Raw genomic sequence first — 20370 nt, forward strand, 5'->3', positions numbered from 1 at the left:
GTTAAAAAATTGAGTTTCGCAGTACTTGTCCCGAGAAGCTTTTTGCGGATCGGGAGGCATCTCCGCGGAAGAAGATATTTGAAAGCACCCTACCTTGTACTTAGTACAAAAAACTCGAAAGTACGAAATACGAGGTACGAAGTGCGAAGGGATTAAATAAGAAATGAGGCCAAAACGGCCTAAAACCACAGAAAAATCTGAAACACTTGGTACCTGGTACCTTGTACTTTGTACCCTAAAAAACACGTAGTAAAAATGCTTAAAAAACAACGCTACCAAGCCTTTATAGATCACTTTTCACATCATATGCCGGAGGCAGAGACGGAACTTCATTTCGAAAACCCGTTTCAGTTGCTGATAGCAGTGGTGCTGAGTGCCCAGTGTACCGATAAGAGAATCAATATCGTGACGCCACCGCTTTTTAGGGATTTTCCTACTCCGGAGCATTTAGCCTCTTCCAATTTTGATGAGCTTTTTCCCTATATCAAAACCGTTTCCTACCCTAACAATAAAACAAAGCACCTTCTTGGCCTCGGAAAAATGCTGGTGGAGGTTTTTAACAGTGAGATTCCTTCAACTGTAAATGAATTGATCAAACTACCGGGTGTAGGAAGAAAAACAGCCAATGTGATCACCAGTGTGGTATGGAACCAGCCCAATATGGCCGTGGATACGCATGTTTTCAGGGTTTCCAAAAGGTTGGGACTTGTGCCACAAAATGCCAAAACACCTTTGGAGGTAGAAAAACATTTGATCAAACATATTCCCAAAGAACATATCCATGTGGCCCACCACTGGCTAATTCTCCATGGTAGATACATTTGTCTGGCCCGGAAGCCAAAATGTGAAGATTGCACAATCACTCATTTCTGCCGGTATTTTGAGAAAAACCAGAAAACCTTGCAACTGGAAGCTGACCTCATCCCCAAATCAAAGAAGTAAATGTGTGGCATCAACCTTTTGGTCAATCCGGGCATTGAGGGGCACCTGAAGATTCAAGCCATGATGGAGGCAACCCTTCACCGTGGTCCTGATCACTCCGACTGGATCGATGTGGATAACCAGATCTTTGTCGCAGGTAACAGGCTGAAGATCCTTGACTTGGGTGAACTTGCCAATCAGCCCGTTTTAACTGCCGATGGCAATGGAATCTTGGTCTGGAATGGTGCTCTGTACAATTATCAGGATCTGAGAAATGAATTGCTGGATCAAGGTGTCAGCTTTACCACCCAGTCGGATTCGGAGGTTTTGATCCATTGGCTGAAAATCTTTGGGGCTAAAGGCGTAATGAAGCTAGAAGGGATGTTTTCTTTCATATTTGTGAATAAGTCCGAAAAGTCCGTCCTGATCGCACGGGATTCCACCGGCAAAAAACCACTATACTTTTATCACCAAGGCAATCAATGGGCCTTTTCCTCTGAAAGCCGCGGGATAGTAGCATCTGGTCTTTTGAAAAGTCAACTGGATTCCGCACAACTTGTCCCCTACTTTTACTCGAGACACTCTTTTCCTCAAAGCTCATTTTATCGGGAGATCAAACAGTTGCTTCCTGGCAGCTTACTGGAAATCAATTTTGAGGGAGAAATTGTGAAGGAGTTGGATCTGAAACAGGATGTGGAGATTGCAAAAGAGCTTCCTACATTGGATCAGTTCGAGGACCTGCTCCTTGATGCGGTTTTAAAGCATTTTCACGCGGAAGTTCCTGTTGGAGTGATCCTGAGTGGAGGGGCGGATAGCAGTTTGCTGTTGAAAACCTGGCATAATGAGACTGGAACCCCTCTACACACTTTCACCGCTGTATTTGACAAAAAATACCAGAAAAATTATCCGGATGCCGGCTTCGCAAAAGAGGTCGCTACCAAAATGCACTGTGCTCATCATGAAGTTCTGATCACTCCAGAGGTCTTTTTGGAAAATTGGGAGGATTATATTGGAAGCTTGGACCAACCCATTGGGGACAGTGCGGGATTTCTGACTTGGATGATAGGCAAGGAAGCCAAAAGACATGTAAAAGTGCTCGTTAGCGGTGCCGGAGCCGATGAGCTTTTTAGCGGATACAACAGACACCAGGCTTATAGGAAGTACCTTACCCAACCGGGATTATATAAGGGATTAGCCTCAATAGTCAGCAATTTGGGCATAGGAACGCGATATTTGAAAAAGTTTGCCCAAGCTATTTCTTCAGATCCCCAACTTACCTATCTGAATTTTTCATCCCTTCAAAATATTCCTAAAGAGTATCAGTCGTTATTCTTGGCCTATTATCCGAAAAATGATGAGGATTATAAGGCAGCCTTGGAATGGGACAGGACTTTTTATCTGATAAACGATGTGCTCAAAGTGCATGATAATGCCACAATGGCCCATGGTATTGAGGGTCGGGCTCCGTATCTTGACAAAAGTATCGTGGATCTCAGCAGGTCTTTGAGCGGCGAGATGCACCTGGGCTTGGAACCGAAATTGTGGATAAAACAATTGTTGGGTAAATATGGTCTTCAGAAGGTAGCCGAGCGCAAAAAGCTGGGTTTTGGATTGCCGCTGAAGGAATGGTTTTCGGAAGAAGACCAGTTTAGGGAAACGGTTTTCAGGGTCCTAAAGGAATTCCATAACTCCCATCAGGGGCTTTTGCCTGAGGAAATGAGGAAAATGGCCAAAAGTCCAGACCGGTATATCAAGTCCGGTTTTCTACAGTTGTATAATATATATATTTTGGCTTGCTGGGTCAAAAAACAGGGAATATGAGAGTCATTTACATCCATCAATATTTTGTAACCCCGCAGGAAGGCGGTGCGGTGCGATCCTATTACCTTGCCAAGGGTATGGTGGAGGATGGCATCGAGGTGGATCTTATCACGGCCCACAACAAGGATTACTATGACCTAAAAATCATCGATGGGATAAGGGTTCATTACCTTCCTGTCTTCTATTACAACCATTATGGGTTTGGAAGAAGGATTCGTGCCTTTATCCGCTTTGTGCGTAAAGCCAAAACCCTAATTCAAAAGCTTCCCCGTCCCGACCTGATGTATATCACTTCTACTCCCCTAACCACTGGGTTAATTGGTATTTGGGCCAAGATGAAATATGCACTTCCCTATGTTTTCGAGGTGAGGGATCTTTGGCCGGAGGCGCCAATTCAAATGGGAGTGGTGAGGAATCCTTTGATGATCAAGTTTCTTTACAAACTTGAAAAAAGCATTTATAGGCATGCCCTGAAGGTGGTGGCCCTATCTCCTGGCATCAAACATTACATAGAGAAGAGCTCGCATGAAACCAAGGTTTACCTTATTCCTAATTTTGCTGATATCGATTTTTTTGAGCCTTATCAAAACAGTAATGTCAAGTCTATGAGGCCTCTGACCATCAGTTATGCCGGAGCAATAGGAAGGGTAAATGCCCTGCATGAGTTCGTAAACATGGCTGCTCAGGCTCAATACCATCAGAAGAATTGGCATTTTAACATTATGGGAAGTGGCGCTGACGTGCCCAGATTACAAAGGTTGGCAGAGGAAAAAGGGTTGAGAAATTTAAGCTTTTTGCCTTTTGGGAACAAAGAGGCTGTGCGTGATTTGATGGAAAGAAGTGATGTGATGTATATTAGTTTTGCCCATCATCCAGTGTTGAGAACCAATAGTCCCAATAAGTTCTTTGATGCCTTAGCCATGGGCAAGCCTTTGATTATCAATCATGAGGGATGGGTGGAGGAACTTATCCACAACCACAAGTTGGGTGTGCTTTTTGATGCACAGGAACCTGAGAAGTCATGGAGTCTTTTGGAAACTTTTATGGAGGATAAAGAAGCCAGAGAACTGGCTAGAAAGAATGCGCGTGCTTTGGCGGAAAACAGTTTTTCCTCAGATTTTGCTGTCAAAAGGGTTCTCAATGTCATCAATCCTACCAAGCATCCCCTTAAAGTCAACGACGGGGTTTATATCCGGACTGCCTGAAAATTTGATCAGACCTGCTTTCCTCCATTAGCTGAGGGAGGCTGACGTCAGTTTTGTCCACATAATCATCTACGATATTCCAACCTACCCAGCGGCCGATTCTTCCAGGTGCATCGGGACTGATTTCATCCGTGGATGGAGCTTCACCTGTGTATTTTCTGATTTCAAATGGGTTTGTCTCGAAAAGCAGTTCGTTCTCAATAAAATGGCTCCAAATCATACCTTCATTGGCATAACTGGCCACAATTTGATCCTGTGAATAACCAAGGATAAGAGAATCAGGCGTGCATGGCATCACAGCTTTTGTGAAATGGTAGCTTTTTCCATAGAAAATCATCTCCGCAAGCAAGGTATTATCCTGGTAATCTGTCTTGTTAAATTGAGCTGAAATAGCCGTCATCAAGGTAGGAACCAAATACTCTTTCTGATAGCGGTTGCTGATGTATTGGGGAAGTTCATCAGGCTGATATTGGTGATCAGCCGGAAGGAAATAATCCAAACCGATGACAATGATATCTTCTCCTATATAAAAATCAGAACTGAAGCCACTGACGAAAGTGTAGATTTTGGGAGCCTGAAAGTTTGGGTAATAATATTTCAAGTATTTGAAGGCATTCTCCAGCTCTTGCTCTAATTGGTCAAAGTCTGCGAAATGAGCTAAAACCTCCTCATTAAGGTCTTGCATGAGGGAATCTTCAATAATGGCTAATAGCTCTACTTCCAATTCCTCCCTACTTGCATATGCCTTTTCCTGCAGGTATTCTTGGGTAAACTCTGGGTGATCTTCTAAGAAATAGGATAATTCTTCTCTGCTGCTGATTTGATAAAACTTTTCTTCCAGCCTTTCCACCTTTAGATCCAGTGGAACATTTAAAATCTGTTCTGACAAAGTACAATCATCCGCTTTCCGGCCACAGGAGGCCATGATAGAAATCAAAAGAATTGGTATAATTAAGCGGATGTATGTCATGATTAAATGCGTTTGCGTGCAAAAATAGGGTTTTCTGACAAACAACCTTTTGCTCGGGCGTTAAAAAGTCCAAACACTTGGCTGGAAGTGGGGGTTTAATTAAGGCTTCTTCGCGGAGGGAAATGGGTCGCTAAGTCGCACAAACCTGCCTGGCGGCAGACAGGGTTAAAAGAAGTAGCACTAAGGCTACTTCGCGGAGATAAATGGGCACAAAGGACCCCTAATATTTCCCTACCTTTCATAATACATATTAAATGAACCAATTTAACCGACCATGAAACCAATTGTTTTATTAATGTGCCTTGCAATCATAGGTATGATGTCCTGTCATCAGGATATTGATGAGGTGCTGGAAGACCGGACTATTATACAAATCCTTCAAGAAAATGATAATTTCAGCCTTCTGGAAGAAGCGTTGGTGGCTGCAGAATTGGCTGATGACCTGATGTCAGATGGCCCTTTCACTCTTTTTGCCCCAACTAATGATGCTTTCAACAATTACCTCAACGCACATGGCGAGGACTTGGAAATGTTTCTTGCCCGGCCAGGAACCCGTGACCTGCTGCTGTATCATATTATGAGTGGGGAGTTATTATCCTCCCAAGTACCCAATGCCGCTATGGAGACCCTTCTCCCAGACAAATCGCTAACATTCCAGGCCAACGGTACCAATATCACCATCAACGAATCCGCCACCATCCTCACCCCAAATGTGGAAGCAAGCAATGGGGTTATTCATGGGATAGATCAGATTTTGATACCGCCGGTGGAGGAAGAGTGAAGTACGAAGAGAACAAAGGGAGCCGGACCTGCCTGGCCGGCAAAGGCAGGGTTTCGCAGAGTTTAAAAATGAGTTTCGCGGAGGAATGGACAAGTATGGACCAGATTTGGAATCCTGAAGGGATTCAACCATTAGTAGCCCCGGGTGCAACCCGGGGATTGTAAGTTCCGTCTCAAGTTTTGGTACCCTGAAAGGGTTGAACAGTAATGGCATATGGAAGTAGGAATTATATTGATTCTTGTTCTTAAATGATGAATGATGAACGCTGAATAAATAATAGTGAAGTAAGCAGAAGTACAATAGTGCTGAAAAACCTGAAAAAAACGGTGAAATGTGCCATGAACTTAGTACTTGGTACATAGTACTTTGTACATTTACTCCATGAACCTACACCTAGCCCGTGCATTTTTAAATTACCTCACCTGGAGTAAGGTCTACAATTACCTGTTGCTTGCTATTTCGTTCCAATTATCCAGGAGAATGGGTAAACCCAAAATCCTGGGATTACCTACAAGTCTTTCAATCGAACCGACCACTTCCTGCAATCTCCGCTGCCCAGAGTGCCCTAGTGGATTACGAAGCTTTTCGAGGCCTAAGGGAATGCTGGAGGAAAAGCTTTTCAAAACGGCAATCGACCAAATGAAAGGACACCTCTCCTACCTGCATCTATATTTTCAAGGGGAACCCTACCTCCATCCTGAGTTTCTCGAACTTGTAAAATATGCCGACAGTAGGAAAATCTTCACCGCTACCTCAACGAATGCGCATTATTTAACACCAGAAAATATTCAGAAGACTGTAGAGTCAGGTTTGAAACAATTGATTGTGTCCATGGACGGCACCACCCAGGAAATTTATCAGAATTACAGGATTGGTGGCAAGCTTACCAAAGTCACCGAGGGCATCCAAAACCTCATCGCTTACCGAAATGAAACTGGAAATAAATTTCCTCAGGTCATCCTGCAATTTTTGGTAACCGGGGTGAATGAACATCAGATTCCAGAGATCAAGAAATTGGCGGAAGAGCTAAAGGTGGACGAACTACAACTCAAAACCACCCAGATCTACGATTATCAAAATGGCTCCCCGCTCATTCCGGTAAATAACCTTAAATATTCACGTTATTTACCCAACCCCGATGGGACCTGGAAACTTAAGAAGAGCCTTCAGAACAAATGCTGGCGAATGTGGCAGGGGGCAGTGATGACTTGGGATGGCAGGATTGTTCCATGTTGTTTTGATAAGGATGCCAAGTACGTGATGGGCAGCCTGAAAACGGAAAAAATGGTCGCTATTTGGAATAAACCCCTATACAATACGTTTAGAAAGCAGCTTTTGCAGGACAGAAGCCAGATCAACATATGTCAAAACTGCACGGAATAGCCTGCAAATGTGGAATAAATCCCAAAGAACCTCTCCCAATAGAATGGAATAATTATCTTTACGGTGATTTTTGGCATGCCCTGTCCAAAGCAGGGATTTCGCGGCTCAATGCCTTGTTGGGATTGAGGTGGCGAAGCTGTACCAAATGCCGAGCAAGCTTTAAATTTTACTTCGTCAAACATCTGTTCAAATCATAAAGTGAAAATACGTCTTATCTTTTTACTGGCAGTAATGGCCAGCTTGATTATCCAAATCCCGCAGTCTATGGGGCAGGCTATGCCTGATATTGCCACCATCCGGGTGGATGACCTATCTGACAATGAGGTGAAGGAACTTGTGGCTAAAGGAAAGGCCGCCGGACTCTCTGATCAGGAACTTCTTCAGATGGCCGAATCCCGAGGGCTTCCAAAACCAGAGGTGGAAAAACTCCGCCTGCGAATGGAGCAACTTGACCTGCTTGGAGATGGCCCTGCCCGTACCACTACTAGAACTGCCAAAAGGGAGCCTCGCAAGCAGGTGGACCTGGAAAAAATTTCCCAGGGGTTCTTAAATCAAGAGGGAGAAGTGGTGAAAAGCCAAGCCGATCTACCCATTTTTGGAATGGACCTTTTTTACAATCCTGAAAGGAATTTGACATTTGAGCCAAACCTGAATTTGGCAACGCCAAAGAACTATATTTTGGGTCCTGGTGACAAGTTGTTCATTGATATCTATGGCGAGTCAGAGCAAAATTACGAAGCCAATGTGACTCCTGAAGGAAATCTGATGTTGGATAACGTGGGTCCTGTTAGTGTCTCAGGGCTTTCAATTGAGGAAGCAACCAGAAGGATCAAAGGGAGACTGCAAACATACTATCCAAGTATGGGAGGAAGCAATCCAGCCACTTTCGTGCAAGTATCTCTCGGAGATGTGCGAACCATTAAAGTCCACATGGTCGGGGAACTGCGATTGCCAGGTACCTTTACTCTGAGTGCTTTCAGTTCCGTTTTTAATGCCATGTATGCGGCTGGAGGCCCCAATGATAGGGGCTCCATGAGAAATGTGAAGCTGATCAGAAACAACCGACAAATTGCCAAAATAGATATTTATAAGTTTTTGATGGAAGGAACTGCCGACCTTAATGTGCAGCTCCAGGATCAAGACGTAATCATGGTCGAACCCTTCGAAGCCCGGGTTCAAGTGGCAGGTGAAGTAAAGAGACCTGGGATTTTTGAAATCAAAGAAGGTGAAGATCTTAAATCTGTCATGCGTTATGCAGGTGGATTTACCGATGATGCATTCACAGACAGAGTTAGTGTGGTGCGGAATACCCCTAAGGAGAAAACAGTATCAGATATCTACAGAGATCAATTTGAAATGTTTACCGTTAAGGGTGGTGACAGATATTATGCAGGACAACTGTTGGACAGATTTACCAACAGGGTGCAGATCAAAGGGGCGGTATTCCGGGAAGGAAACTATGCGATCACGGATGGGATGAACCTTTCCGATTTGATCAAAAGAGCAGAAGGATTACGCGGAGAGGCATTTTTGGAAAGGGCAACGGTGATGAGAACACATGAGGACTTATCCACAGAGGTGATTCAGGTGAACCTTTCAGAGGTGATGGCCGGTCAAAATGACCTGGCCCTACAGCGTGAGGACATTGTGAGAGTGGCGTCCATTTATGACCTGACCGAGGAATTTTATGTTAAGATTACCGGGGAGGTTAGAAATCCAGGGATTTTTCCTTTCTCGAAGAATATGACAGTGGAGGATTTGCTTGTCTTTGCAGGGGGAGTAAAAGAGGCAGCATCCTTGTCGGATGTAGAAATTGCCCGTCGTGCCGCTCAGGATAATGCACGTGATATTTCGGACATCATCGCTACCAGCGTTAATCGTGATCTAAGTCCTTCGGGCACACCCGTAGTGCTGCAGCCGTTTGACCATGTGATCATCAGGAGAAAGCCTAACTTTGTGTTGGAGAAGGTAATCAAAATTGAAGGTCAGGTAGCCGCTCCGGGGGAGTTTGCGGTGAAGAATGCCGAGGAAAAGATTTCGGATGTTATCCGCAGGGCGGGGGGTTTGACTGAATTTGCCTACCCAAAAGGAGCAACCTTAATCAGAAGGACTGAATTTTATGAAACCGAGTCTGAAAGAATTAGAAAGCAGAAGAATTACGAGAACCTATTAGCTAGAGTTTCTCAGGAAAGCGATGATCTTACCGAGTCCCAAAAAAGATTATTGGCCCGCATCGGTGAGGATATCAAAAATTATCAGGAATTTACTACGGAGCTGGAAGAAGATCTGGTAGTAAAGTCTAAAGTAGATGTATTGAGTGGTATCACAGAGCGAAAAGCAGAGATCGCCCCACTGAAAATACGGGAGACGGAAGCTATTGCGATAGATCTTGGAAAAATATTGGACAACCCTGGTTCCAGGCATGACTTGATTTTGGAAGAAGGAGATATCATCAGCATTCCTAAGCGTCTTCAGACCGTGAGGTTGAGGGGTGATGTGATCTACCCTACTACGGTCAAATATGAGGACAACCGCTCGATGAGTTACTTCATCAACAGGGCGGGCGGATTTGACAACAGGGCAAAAAGAAGAAGGACTTACGTTGTATATGCTAATGGCGAGGTAGCCAGAACCAAGAGCTTTCTGGGTTTGAGGTTCTACCCTAGTGTGGAGCCGGGAGCGGAGGTAATTGTGCCGACTAAGGGGCCAAGAATTCCTTTCCGACCAGGTGAGATTATCAGTGTTACAACAGGTTTGGCGACATTGGCTTTGTTGCTAAGCCAAATCAATTATGGAGGAGGAGAATAACCGATGGCAGAGTACCAACATATAAAAGACGACAAAATCACCTTTCGCGAATTGGTGCTAAGAATGCGCGGCTGGGGAAAGACCTTCCGATCTAAATGGAAGTTGCTGGCCATTTTTCTGCTAGTGGGCATGCTGCTGGGAGCAGCTGCATCATTTTTGAAAAAACCGGTATATACCGCTGAAACTTCCTTTGTATTGGAAGAGTCGGATATGTCGGGGATGGGCGGGGGTATGTCGGGGATAGCTTCCCTAGTAGGCATTAACCTGGGTTCTCTGGGTGGAGGAAACGGGCTGTTTTCAGGAGATAACATCATGGAGCTTTACCGTTCTGACAACATGCTCAGCAAAACCCTGCTTAGCCCTATGGCGGGAGACAGTACTACTAGACTGATTGATAGATATATTACGTTCAATAAATTAGAGAAAAAGTGGAGGAGAAAAGTGGACTTATCCACAATGAACTTCAGCCTTCCTAGAGATCAATTTACGGTGAAACAGGACAGTGTTGTAAAGGAAATCATGAAGGATATTCGTAGAGATAACCTATCGGTGCAAAAGCCGGACAGGAAGCTCAGTATTATCAACGTGACAATCAATTCCAAGGATCAGGTATTTGCCAAGTACTTCAATGAGCAGCTGGTAGATAATGTGAATAACTTCTACCATGAGACCAAAACCAAGAAAACTGCAGAAAACCTAGCAATATTGCAATCCCAAGCGGATTCGGTAAGGAATATTCTTGATAGGAGTATCAGCGATTTTGCCTCGGCTACTGATAATGTTCCCAACCCTAACCCACTTGTGCAGCGGGCCATGGTGGAATCTAAAAAGCGGCAGGTGGATGTGCAGGCTTCTACAACGGTGTATGGTGAGATTGTCAAAAACCTCGAGATCGCAAAAGTCAATCATCGTAACAACTCCCCACTGATACAGATAATAGATTCTCCACGTTTTCCACTGGAGGAAGACAAGATCAAACTTTCGAAAGGGATTGTCTTTGGCGGGATGATCATGTTGCTTATCGGGATTTTCTATATATACCTATCTACGCTTTATAGGACTAATATAAGGCAGGCAGCTTAAGGGCCAAATGATAGAAAAACTAAGTTCCCTGCCTTTTGTTCACTGGATAAGGCACAAATCCTTTCAGAACTTCATTTTTTTGGCTGTCATCCAGTCCTCCAATGTTCTGATTTCCCTCATTTCCATGCCGCTGTTGATCACTTCTATTGGAGTGGACCAGTTTGGCTTGGTCAACCTTGCCCTTTCGGTTATCATACTTGCCAATATCTGGGTGGGATTCGGATACAACCTCAGCGGACCCCGGGAAGTGGCCATCAACCAAAAGAACAAGCTGGCACTCTCCCACTCTGTCAGCAACATCATCTTCAGCAAAGTCTTCTTAGCCATTCTTGCGGCAACCGTGTTGTTGATCAGCATATTTGGGTTTGGGCTCTTCAGTGAATACCAGGTAATCTTGGCTTTTTCGATCATGTTGCTTTTTTCGGAGGCTACCCTACCCTTGTGGTTTTTTCAGGGAATGGAAAAGATGAAACTGATTTCCATCTCCAATGTCTTCAGCAAACTCCTTTACCTGATGGGCATTGTGCTGTTTATCCACAATCCCGATCAGGCCAAATGGGTCAACTTCCTTTTAGGCTTTTCCGCATTCTCCATCAATCTTCTTTTGCTGCTTTATATCCATTATGAAATGAAAATCAGGTTTTTCAAACCCGATTTTCGTCAGATATATCAATCCCTCAGCAACAATATTCTACTTTTCCTTTCTAGTTTCATCTCCCACATTGCCGTGAATGGAGGACTAATTATTTTGTCTTTCTATGCGACGGCGGAAATATTAGGAAATTTCAGTTTGGCCGAAAGAGTGACGATGGTGTTGAGGATTTTTCCTGCTCTCGTCATACAGGCCATTTATCCCAATGCTTCCAGGCTCATGCAACAAGGGGCGGAAGAAGTGGTAGTTTTTGTCAGAAAAATATATGGATTAGCTATCCTTGGCGGTTTAATATTGGCGTTCGGATTTTCAATTGCATCCCCTTACATCATTACTTTGCTTTCTAAAAGCAATTTACCAGAAGCTGTTTCTTATTTGCAATTATTGGCATTTGTACCCTTGCTGGCATGTTTCAACATTGTCAATGTTTTATTCATGTTGATAACTGATCAAAAGAAACTGTTTTTTAAAGGAAGCTGGATTGTCTGTGTTTACATGTTAGTTGTCTCGGTGGTCTTGACTCAGCAATTTGGCCCAATCGGGTTATGTATTGCATTGTTGAGTACAGAGCTAGTGAGTTTTGTAGTTAACCTTGTTTTATTGAACATCACCAGTCGGCCGTTAGTGAGAAGATTTTATTATTCCTTAATCCCATTCTAAGGACTAGAAATGAACAAAGGAAAAGTCGCCATAATTATTGTCAATTGGAACACCTACACGTATAGCAAGCAGTGTATTGACCAATTGATTAAGCAAAGTTATTCCAATGTGGAGATCCTGTTGGTGGACAATGGGTCGCATGATGGTTCGGGTGAAAAGCTGCGAAATGAATATCCTGAGCTAGTTTTTTTTCAAAATGTGGATAACTTAGGATTTACGGGGGGCAACAATGTAGGCCTAAATTATGCCCTTGAAAAGGATTATGAGTACGTTTTGCTTCTCAACAATGACGTTTATTTAGAGGCCGATTTTTTGGCAAAACTTGTGGAAGCTATGGAGGTCAACCCAAATTTAGGAGCCGTGCAGCCATTGATATACAACCATCCCGAGCGGGAAAAAATATGGAAGGCAGGCGGGGATTTTCTGACCACGTTTGCATCCACTATCTCCTCTTCCACATTAGAAAATCACTCTGGAATATTTACCACTAAATGGCTCACCGGTTGTGCATTGATGATCCGCAAGGAAGTTTTGCACAAGGTTGGTCCACTTACTCCCTCCTATTTTGCATACTTTGAAGATGTGGATTATTCCTTTCGCATCAAAAAGGCTGGATACGAGCTAGCCGTGGTATTGGACAGTAAAATTTACCACATTGCCAGTGGGTCCACAAAATCCAAGATCAAACAAAAAGAAGGCTTCCTCTCCCCATCAGCCCATTATCTAAATGTTCGCAACCAGTTTTTTCTCATGCGTCAACATAAGGATCTGTTTAGTCGCTTTTCGGCCTTTCCCTTTCAGACTGCCAAAATGCTGGGCTACATGGGGTATTTCTTACTGAGAAACCGCAAGAAGAAACTTAAAGCCGTATGGAGAGGTCTTTTGGACGGTTATAGATTGGACCCAACCAGCCCCACTCCCCTCAAGCCTTGATTGCGTTATTAATCATATTGATTGCTTGGGCTGTGTTGATGCAGTTTACACTGAAGCAGATGATCTTCAAAGGAAGATACGAGTATTCGATTTTCTTTTTGATGCTTTTTCTGCCTTTCTACACCACCATCCTCACCTTGACCTATCAGGTGACGGGATCACCCATTGCTGTCAATTTTTTCCAATACCAAAAAGAATTTATCGTCCTGCTGGGTTTGATGGGGTTTGTGGCCTATCAGAATAACCTGAATGATTATCCTTGGCGGCTTCATGTTGTGGATAAGTTGTTTTTGGCCTTTATTGCCCTTGCCTTCTTATTCCTCCTTCTCCCCATCGGTGAGGCCACATTTTTGAATCGTGCACTTTACTACAAAAACCTGCTTATTCCGGCGATGGTGTATTTCATCGGCCGTAACAGCAATTTTTCTCAAGTAGATTATCAAAAGTTTTTTACCATCATCTTCTCCATTGCAATCGCTGCTTTTTTGGTGAATGTATTTGAATCGCTAATTGACACCCATTTACAGTCCTTGACGGGGTATGCTAGATACAATTTAGATTTACAGGATATTGAAGCTTCTGGGCATTTTGGACTTACATGGACATTTGAAACCTCTGCGGTTACCAAACGGCTGGCCTCCTTTTTCTCTGATCCACTGGAATTGGCCAGCTCGATTTTACTAGGCTTTTCGGCTGGTTTGATATTTTTCCTCACTTCTGACAGAAGAGATTGGATGTTGCCCACAGTGGTGATGGCCACTTCCTTTGCGAGTTTGTTGTTTGCTGCTTCAAGAGCAGCCTTCTTGGCCTTTTTCGTCATGATTTTCTTTATAGCTCTGGTTTTTAGGCTATATAAATTAATCCTTACCGGAGCAGCGGGGTTGATGTTATTTGTCGTCTACGTGCTTTTCTTCGCCTCAGAAGATTTCTATTATTTTGTGGTGGACACCCTGACTTTCCAAAGTACCTCCAGCGTAGGTCACGTCATCGAATGGGTCCTAGCGCTGGATTCCATGGTGTCAAATCCACTGGGAATCGGATTGGGGATGAGTGGAAATGTGGGTGCTGTGGACGAGGAGTTTCGTATTGGCGGTGAGAATCAATTCCTGATCTACGGTGTGCAATTGGGTTGGCTGGGCATGATCCTTTACATTTTAATGCTTTACTATGCAGTAAAAGTTTCCCTGCGGGTCTTCAGGCAAAGTGAAAATGTGATGGTGGCCCGGGTAGGTTTCGTGGCCGCAGCCGTCAAAGTCGGAATGCTGCTTCCCTTATTTACCGCCAATGCAGAAGTGTACGCCTATGTTGCGTGGACCAGTTGGTGGATGGTCGGCCATAGTGTGATGGCCTATCAGAAAATCGCTTATCCAAAACTTGCACTTTCATGAAAAAGCGGGTTTACGTTGATTTGTTCTACCTTAATACGGCCTTAACAGGGATAAAAACCTATATGTTGGAGTTTTGTGAGGCCGTAAAAGAGCATTCTCAAAATGATGTTAAATATATTTTTTCACACGATCCCAATCAACAGGCCAACAAGCACTTTTTTCGGGGAGATGTTCCCTATTGGAGGAAGTTACTCTATCACCTTTATTACTTTTGGTACAAACAAGTGGTTTTACCCTTGAGACTGACTACCCATAAAGCAGATCAATTGATCTGCTTTGATTTTGTGGCGCCAGCTATAAATAACAAGCCTAGCGTTGTGGTAATCCATGATGCCTTTTTTTGGCAAATGCCCCAAAATTATAATTCCCATTGGCGGAAATACTTTCTGAAAGCAATTTCATGGGGACTAAAGGACAATACAACCGTGGTCACCACAAGTGAATATTCCAGGAGGTCCATTTTGGAGGCTACAGATATTGGGCATTCAATTGAAGTAGTGTACCAATGCCCGAGACTTTTGCCGGAAATGGCTGATGATTCCGTAATCAATTCGCTAGAGCTATCACCGAAAGGTTATTTTATCCATATCGGCAGTTTTGACAAAAGAAAGCATTTACCGGTTTTGATAAAGGCTTTTGCCAAGTTTGATCAAAACCATCCTGGAGCAAAGAAATTAGTACTTGTAGGGGAAAGAGGATTGAGTTCTGCGCTGGATGATTATCCACAGGTGGTAAGGACAATAGAGGAATTGGGCTTACAGGGAAAGGTAATCATGCCAGGATTTTTGCCAGATGAACAAGTGAAGGCGCTTTACCAAAATGCTTTTGCCTATGTATTCCCCTCTTCCAATGAAGGCTTTGGTATTCCGGTAATTGAGGCTATGCACAATGGGGTGCCGGTAATCATCTCTGAGCAGGAAGCTTTGACGGAAATTGCAGGTGGCGCGGCGCTGGTATCCCCTATAGGGGATGTGGATAACTTTTCGCTTCAAATGGAAAAACTGCTTCTGGAGCCTGATTTGCGTGAAAAATTAATTAAATGTGGTCTGAAAAGAAGAGAGGATTTTTCACGGAAGAATTTCTATAGTTCCTTTCATAAATTGCTGACAAATGAATAGGGATTCGCTAAACGGCAAGTATGCTCTATTTCTGCACGGGTCTGCTGATCTCTATGGCTCTTCGCTTATTTTGTTGTTTGTTGTGGAGTCTGCTTTAAGACTAGGACTTATACCTATAGTGGTACTTCCCTATCGTGGCCAACTTTCAATGGAATTGCAAAAGCGAGGGGTAAGAGTTGAAATCCAGAACTTGGGAGTGTTGAGAAGGAAATACTTCAACCCCTTAGGACTACTCAACAGAATTCAAAAGCTTTCTTCAGCTTACCGCTTTCTAGCTAAATTGCATAAAGAAAATAGATTGGATTTGGTTTATTCGAATACTTTGGCCGTTTTGATAGGTGCGTTTTTTAGTCGGAGGAAAGGAATATCCCACATCTGGCATGTCCACGAGATCATCCCCTCACCTACTTTCCTGGTCAAGTTCCTCGCAGCCCAGATGCAGCGCTCGGATAATATATTGGCTGTGTCTCATTCAGTAGCCCAACATTGGGAAAAATATGGGGTGGAAAAAAATGTGAAAGTTATCCACAATGGGATTCCTTATAGGGATGTGCAGGTATCTAAACCTGCTTTTAGAGAAACCTTGGGAATTATGCCCAACCACAAAGTAGTAACGATGGTCGGTAGAGTCAATCCCGGGAAAGGGCAGATGTTTTTCTTAGAAATGGCCAAGGAGATTTTGATGAAGAGAACCGATGTGGTCTTTCTTATGGCTGGGGACCCTTACCCAGGCTATGAATATATTTTAGAGGAAATCCAGGTCTTTATAAAGAAAAACAAAGTAGGAAACAATGTTATAGATTTAGGTTTCCGATCTGATATAGCTGAAATTCTGGCCATAAGCGATATCTTTGTGCTGCCTTCCATACTGCCTGACTCCTTTCCGACAGTTATACTGGAGGCCATGGGTGCTGGGTTGCCTGTTGTAGCCACACGTTCCGGAGGATCGGTGGAAATGGTTTTGGAAGGTGAAACGGGGCATCTTATTCCCGTTTCTGACGTGCAGAGCGGGGTTAATTCTATTGTGAATTTACTAGAGGACGAAGAGTTAAGAAAAGGCATGGGAGTAAAATCACAGGCAAGAGCAAAACAAGCTTTTGGTTTGCTAAGGTTTAATGAAGAAATAGAAAATTATTTTTACCAAGTTCTTCAAGAGAAGAAAAGTTGAATGGGTAAATCCCAATAGTGATATGAATAAAAAGACGGTAGATGAGGTAATTCTTGAATTGGAAGGATTGGTTCAGGAAAATGCTGTTTCCAAAGATTTGGAATATTTTTATTTCCATAAAGACCGTTTTAGGCGGATGGCTAATTATGTGGTAAAACATTACGACCCGGCTAAAACTGTAATTTTGGATATTGGAAGCCATTATTTACATACTTCCATCATCTTGAGAAAATTGGGGTACCATGTGGATGGCATGGATGTCAAAGAGTTTTGGTCACTAGACTTTGTGGAAAACCGCAGGGAGACTTTTGGTATCAATAAAATTGTGGAAAATGATCTGCCTTCTTTGAATTCCCTATCCGGCACCGAGGATAAATACGATTTGATCCTTTTTACCGAAATCCTTGAGCATATTACTTTTAATCCTGTATCCTTTTGGAAAAAACTGCACAAGGTGGTCAAATCAGGAGGTGATATATACATTTCAACCCCCAACTCATTAAGCTTACCCAGCCTTATCAGAAGCCTGAAGAATATGATTTCATTCAAGGGAATCGGTACAAATGTGGATGATATACTAAATCAGGTTACCTACGGGCATCATTGGAAAGAATATTCTGCCAAGGAACTGAAGCATTATTTTCCTAGTCTTTCCGATGACTTTGAGGTGACGATTAATCAGTATAATTATAAAAATTACAAACAGGTAATCAAGGGCTATCCATTATATAGCTTTCTGGCAAAAATCGGTAATTCAACTAACATTTTTGCTGAAGAGCTAGAGGCAATCGTGCACGTGAAAAAAGGTCATTCTTGGAAAAAAGAGCTTCCCTCCTACTAAATTCAAATAAACCTATGTCTTCAACAACCTGCCAGGTTTGTCAAAACTCCGAGGGTAACCGCGAATTTTACGTGAAGGAACATATGTTTGGGACTCATGAAACCTTCCCCTTTTCTAGTTGCAGTAACTGTGGTACCATCCAACAATTAAACCCTCCCCAGGATCTTACCCCCTATTACCCACCGAAATATTATTTAGGGTTAAATTATTCCAATGCCTTTAGAAGGTTTGTCAAGAAAGTTCGTTTAAAAGGTTATCAAAAACTTCCCTTTAAGTGGCTGGAACCTATATACGGACCTTGGTTTAGAAAGTTAAACCTCAAATACAGTGATAAAATAGCAGATATAGGCTGTGGATCTGGACAGTTGCTTTATGAGCTTTATAGCAGCGGGTATAAGGATTTGACCGGGTTTGATCCTTTTATGAAAAATGAAGGTGTCATTAGTTCCTCGTTGAAATTAGAAAGAAAGTCTGTATTCGAAATTGAGGAAAAGTTTGATTGTGTCATGATGCATCATGCCTTTGAGCATATGGACAAACCCTTGGAGGTTGTGAGGCAAGCCTATAAGATCCTTAATCCCAAAGGACAGTTACTTATCAGAATCCCGGTATCCAATGGAGAAGCTTGGGATAAATATGGTGCTGATTGGGTGCAATTAGATGCTCCTAGGCATATTTTTATCCATAGTGAAAAGGGAATGGAGATATTGGGTCAATCGGCCGGTTTTACTTTGGAAAAGGTGGAATATGACAGTACGGCTTTTCAGTTTTGGGCTAGTGAATTATGTAAAAAGAACATCTCCCACTTTGGCGCAAACCCTTTGGATTATTTTGATCAAGAGACTATAGTTAAATGGGAAAAAGAAGCGATTCGATTAAATAAAGCTAGAAAAGGAGACCAAGCAGCGTTCTTCTTTCGAAAGAATTAAGGGTTGAGCAGGTGGTTGACCGATTGGAACGCATTTCGTTGGATTTGGGTTTTTGAAGGTCGAGTTAGGTAATTTCATCGGTGAGTTGCTTGAGATTGAAGAATTTAGCAATAAATTGGGATAAATATTCCGCGTTAGTGCAATTGGGGCCTTTGGTTTGCAAAGGTTTTATGAAATGTTTATATCAGCTTTATTGCCAGTATGCACCGTCAACTAATGTACGAATGGCTGAAATCAGGATTTAAGGCTTCTTCGGTCTTCGGTCTTCGGTCATCCTACCTCAAAATCAAAGGAAAGCTGCCTATTGGCATCTTCGCGGATAATCATAGTGAAGAAAATAGTATATATGTCAAATACTTCAGGAGGAGAAAAGTTGAAAGTAGCCATATTGGGAGCCAAAGGGTATCCCTATGTGTATGGTGGGTATGATACCATGGTGAAGGAGCTGGGGGAAAGGCTGCAGGAACGGGGCGTAGAAGTGACCGTATATTGCCATAGTGCCTTATTTGAGCAGCAACCCGAGGAGGTAAACGGCATCAAGCTCAAATACCTTCCAGCCATAGAGACCAAGAGCCTAACCCAGTTGACGCATTCTTTTCTTTCCATGGTCCACGCCTGCTTTACCGACGTGGACGTGATTTTTGTAGTGAATAGTGGCAATGGTCCTTTTGGGATGATCTCCCGTATTTTTAGAAAGAGAACCGCCATCAATGTGGACGGACTGGAATGGCTGCGGCCAAAGTGGAAGGGAATAGGTTCCCGCTACTTTAAATTTGCCAGCCGCCTTGCCACCAAATTGTACGACCAGGTGATCAATGACTCCGACGAAATGCAGCGGGTGTACAAGGAAATGTTCAACGCCGAATCAGAAGTGATCGCCTATGGAGCAAACCCTACCCTCAGCGCCGATCCGGCGAGAATAGATAAGTGGAATCTTTATCCGGAAGGCTATTTCCTAATAGTGGGTCGCCTTGTGCCGGACAACAATGCCGACCTGATCATTGAAGGGTTTGTGAAGTCCAAATCAAAGCGTAAACTGGTTATAGTGGGCGGCGTACCATTTCAGGATGATTATGTGGATAAGTTGAAAAGCATTGACGACAAGCGCCTTCTTTTTACAGGCTATGTCACTGATCCTGAAGACCTGGCCGCTTTATACCAAAACAGTTATGCCTACTTCCACGGACATGAGTACGGAGGTACCAATCCAGCCATGTTAAAAGCCCTGGGCTTCGGTTGTGCTATCCTGGCGCTCAATACACCTTTTAACAGGGAGATGCTGCAGGATGGGGAACATGGATGGTTTTTCGAGAAAAATGCCAATGCCGTAGTCGACATCGTATCCAGATCCGAATCCGCCCCTGCCGCCATGGATGAACTTAGAAAAACCTCCCGAGATGGGCTGACCGAGAAGTATGATTGGGAAATCGTGACGGATAAGTATTTGGAGGTCTTCCAGCGACTTTCCGGTAAGAAAGTAGCTTTAAGTAAGCGTATCGAAAAAGTGGATCAAGTGGAAAAGTGATGTAGTGAAAGCTATTTAAGCGTAATACCTTGGGGTTTATTATTTAGATTTTAAAATAGATGGCTCTCAGTAATACTGAGGGCCATTTTTGTTTATAAGCTTAACAAAATTAGAAGATGCTTAGAACATGGTAAAAAGGTGGTCAAAAGTTGATAAGAAGATTATATGGCTTTAGATTCTGTTT

General features: G+C 43.2%; 16 protein-coding genes. 15 read left to right on the forward strand and 1 reads right to left on the reverse strand.

From position 1 onward, the window contains the following. The first annotated feature begins 255 nt into the window (after positions 1–255). From nth to FPL27_RS01020, 3 genes are read left to right on the forward strand one after another with little or no spacing between them, the layout of a single operon-like run. Positions 256–942: an endonuclease III gene (gene nth / locus FPL27_RS01010; RefSeq protein WP_143959315.1), complete on the forward strand. Its 687-nt coding sequence runs from the start codon at positions 256–258 to the stop codon at positions 940–942. Next, the gene (asnB, locus tag FPL27_RS01015; protein ID WP_143959316.1) at positions 943–2742 is read left to right on the forward strand and encodes an asparagine synthase (glutamine-hydrolyzing); all 1800 of its coding nucleotides are present in this window, start codon (positions 943–945) and stop codon (positions 2740–2742) included. Further along, on the forward strand, positions 2739–3947 hold the full coding sequence (locus FPL27_RS01020; RefSeq protein WP_143959317.1) for a glycosyltransferase family 4 protein: 1209 nt from the start codon (positions 2739–2741) through the stop codon (positions 3945–3947). The genes asnB and FPL27_RS01020 overlap by 4 nt, the downstream gene beginning before the upstream one ends. Here the strand turns inward: FPL27_RS01020 and gldB are convergent. Then, positions 3916–4917 (reverse strand): gliding motility lipoprotein GldB, encoded by a 1002-nt coding sequence (gene gldB, locus FPL27_RS01025; protein ID WP_143959318.1) that lies wholly within the window; start codon positions 4915–4917, stop codon positions 3916–3918. The genes FPL27_RS01020 and gldB overlap by 32 nt on opposite strands. Before the next feature lie 274 nt (positions 4918–5191). On the opposite strand from gldB, the gene FPL27_RS01030 reads away from it, so the two are divergent. From FPL27_RS01030 to FPL27_RS01085, 12 genes are all read left to right on the forward strand, one after another. Beyond that, the gene (locus tag FPL27_RS01030; protein ID WP_143959319.1) at positions 5192–5698 is read left to right on the forward strand and encodes a fasciclin domain-containing protein; all 507 of its coding nucleotides are present in this window, start codon (positions 5192–5194) and stop codon (positions 5696–5698) included. Positions 5699–6079: 381 nt separating this feature from the next. Beyond that, the gene (locus FPL27_RS01035; protein WP_143959320.1) at positions 6080–7081 is read left to right on the forward strand and encodes a radical SAM/SPASM domain-containing protein; all 1002 of its coding nucleotides are present in this window, start codon (positions 6080–6082) and stop codon (positions 7079–7081) included. Between the two features lie 231 nt (positions 7082–7312). Beyond that, complete coding sequence (locus tag FPL27_RS01040; RefSeq protein WP_407936414.1) at positions 7313–9889, forward strand: SLBB domain-containing protein; 2577 nt, start codon at positions 7313–7315, stop codon at positions 9887–9889. 3 nt (positions 9890–9892) lie between these two features. After that, positions 9893–10972, forward strand: coding sequence for a GumC domain-containing protein (locus FPL27_RS01045; protein ID WP_143959321.1), 1080 nt, complete (start codon positions 9893–9895; stop codon positions 10970–10972). Between the two features lie 7 nt (positions 10973–10979). Further along, positions 10980–12284: an oligosaccharide flippase family protein gene (locus FPL27_RS01050; RefSeq protein WP_143959322.1), complete on the forward strand. Its 1305-nt coding sequence runs from the start codon at positions 10980–10982 to the stop codon at positions 12282–12284. Positions 12285–12293: 9 nt separating this feature from the next. After that, positions 12294–13217 (forward strand): glycosyltransferase family 2 protein, encoded by a 924-nt coding sequence (locus FPL27_RS01055; RefSeq protein ID WP_143959323.1) that lies wholly within the window; start codon positions 12294–12296, stop codon positions 13215–13217. Next, a complete protein-coding gene (locus tag FPL27_RS01060; RefSeq protein ID WP_235893350.1) occupies positions 13214–14605 on the forward strand; it encodes an O-antigen ligase family protein in 1392 nt (463 codons plus the stop codon). The genes FPL27_RS01055 and FPL27_RS01060 overlap by 4 nt, the downstream gene beginning before the upstream one ends. After that, positions 14602–15723, forward strand: coding sequence for a glycosyltransferase family 4 protein (locus FPL27_RS01065; RefSeq protein WP_143959324.1), 1122 nt, complete (start codon positions 14602–14604; stop codon positions 15721–15723). Before FPL27_RS01060 ends, FPL27_RS01065 begins: the two co-directional genes overlap by 4 nt. Beyond that, on the forward strand, positions 15716–16891 hold the full coding sequence (locus tag FPL27_RS01070; RefSeq protein WP_143959325.1) for a glycosyltransferase family 4 protein: 1176 nt from the start codon (positions 15716–15718) through the stop codon (positions 16889–16891). The genes FPL27_RS01065 and FPL27_RS01070 overlap by 8 nt, the downstream gene beginning before the upstream one ends. Before the next feature lie 22 nt (positions 16892–16913). Further along, positions 16914–17732, forward strand: a complete 819-nt coding sequence (locus FPL27_RS01075) for a class I SAM-dependent methyltransferase (protein ID WP_143959326.1) — start codon at positions 16914–16916, stop codon at positions 17730–17732. 14 nt (positions 17733–17746) lie between these two features. Beyond that, on the forward strand, positions 17747–18661 hold the full coding sequence (locus tag FPL27_RS01080) for a class I SAM-dependent methyltransferase (RefSeq protein ID WP_143959327.1): 915 nt from the start codon (positions 17747–17749) through the stop codon (positions 18659–18661). A gap of 346 nt (positions 18662–19007) precedes the next feature. Continuing rightward, the gene (locus FPL27_RS01085) at positions 19008–20186 is read left to right on the forward strand and encodes a DUF1972 domain-containing protein (protein WP_143959328.1); all 1179 of its coding nucleotides are present in this window, start codon (positions 19008–19010) and stop codon (positions 20184–20186) included. The last annotated feature ends 184 nt before the right edge of the window (positions 20187–20370 follow it).

Source organism: Litoribacter populi (genome assembly GCF_007483685.1).
GTDB classification, from domain to species: Bacteria; Bacteroidota; Bacteroidia; order Cytophagales; family Cyclobacteriaceae; genus Litoribacter; species Litoribacter populi.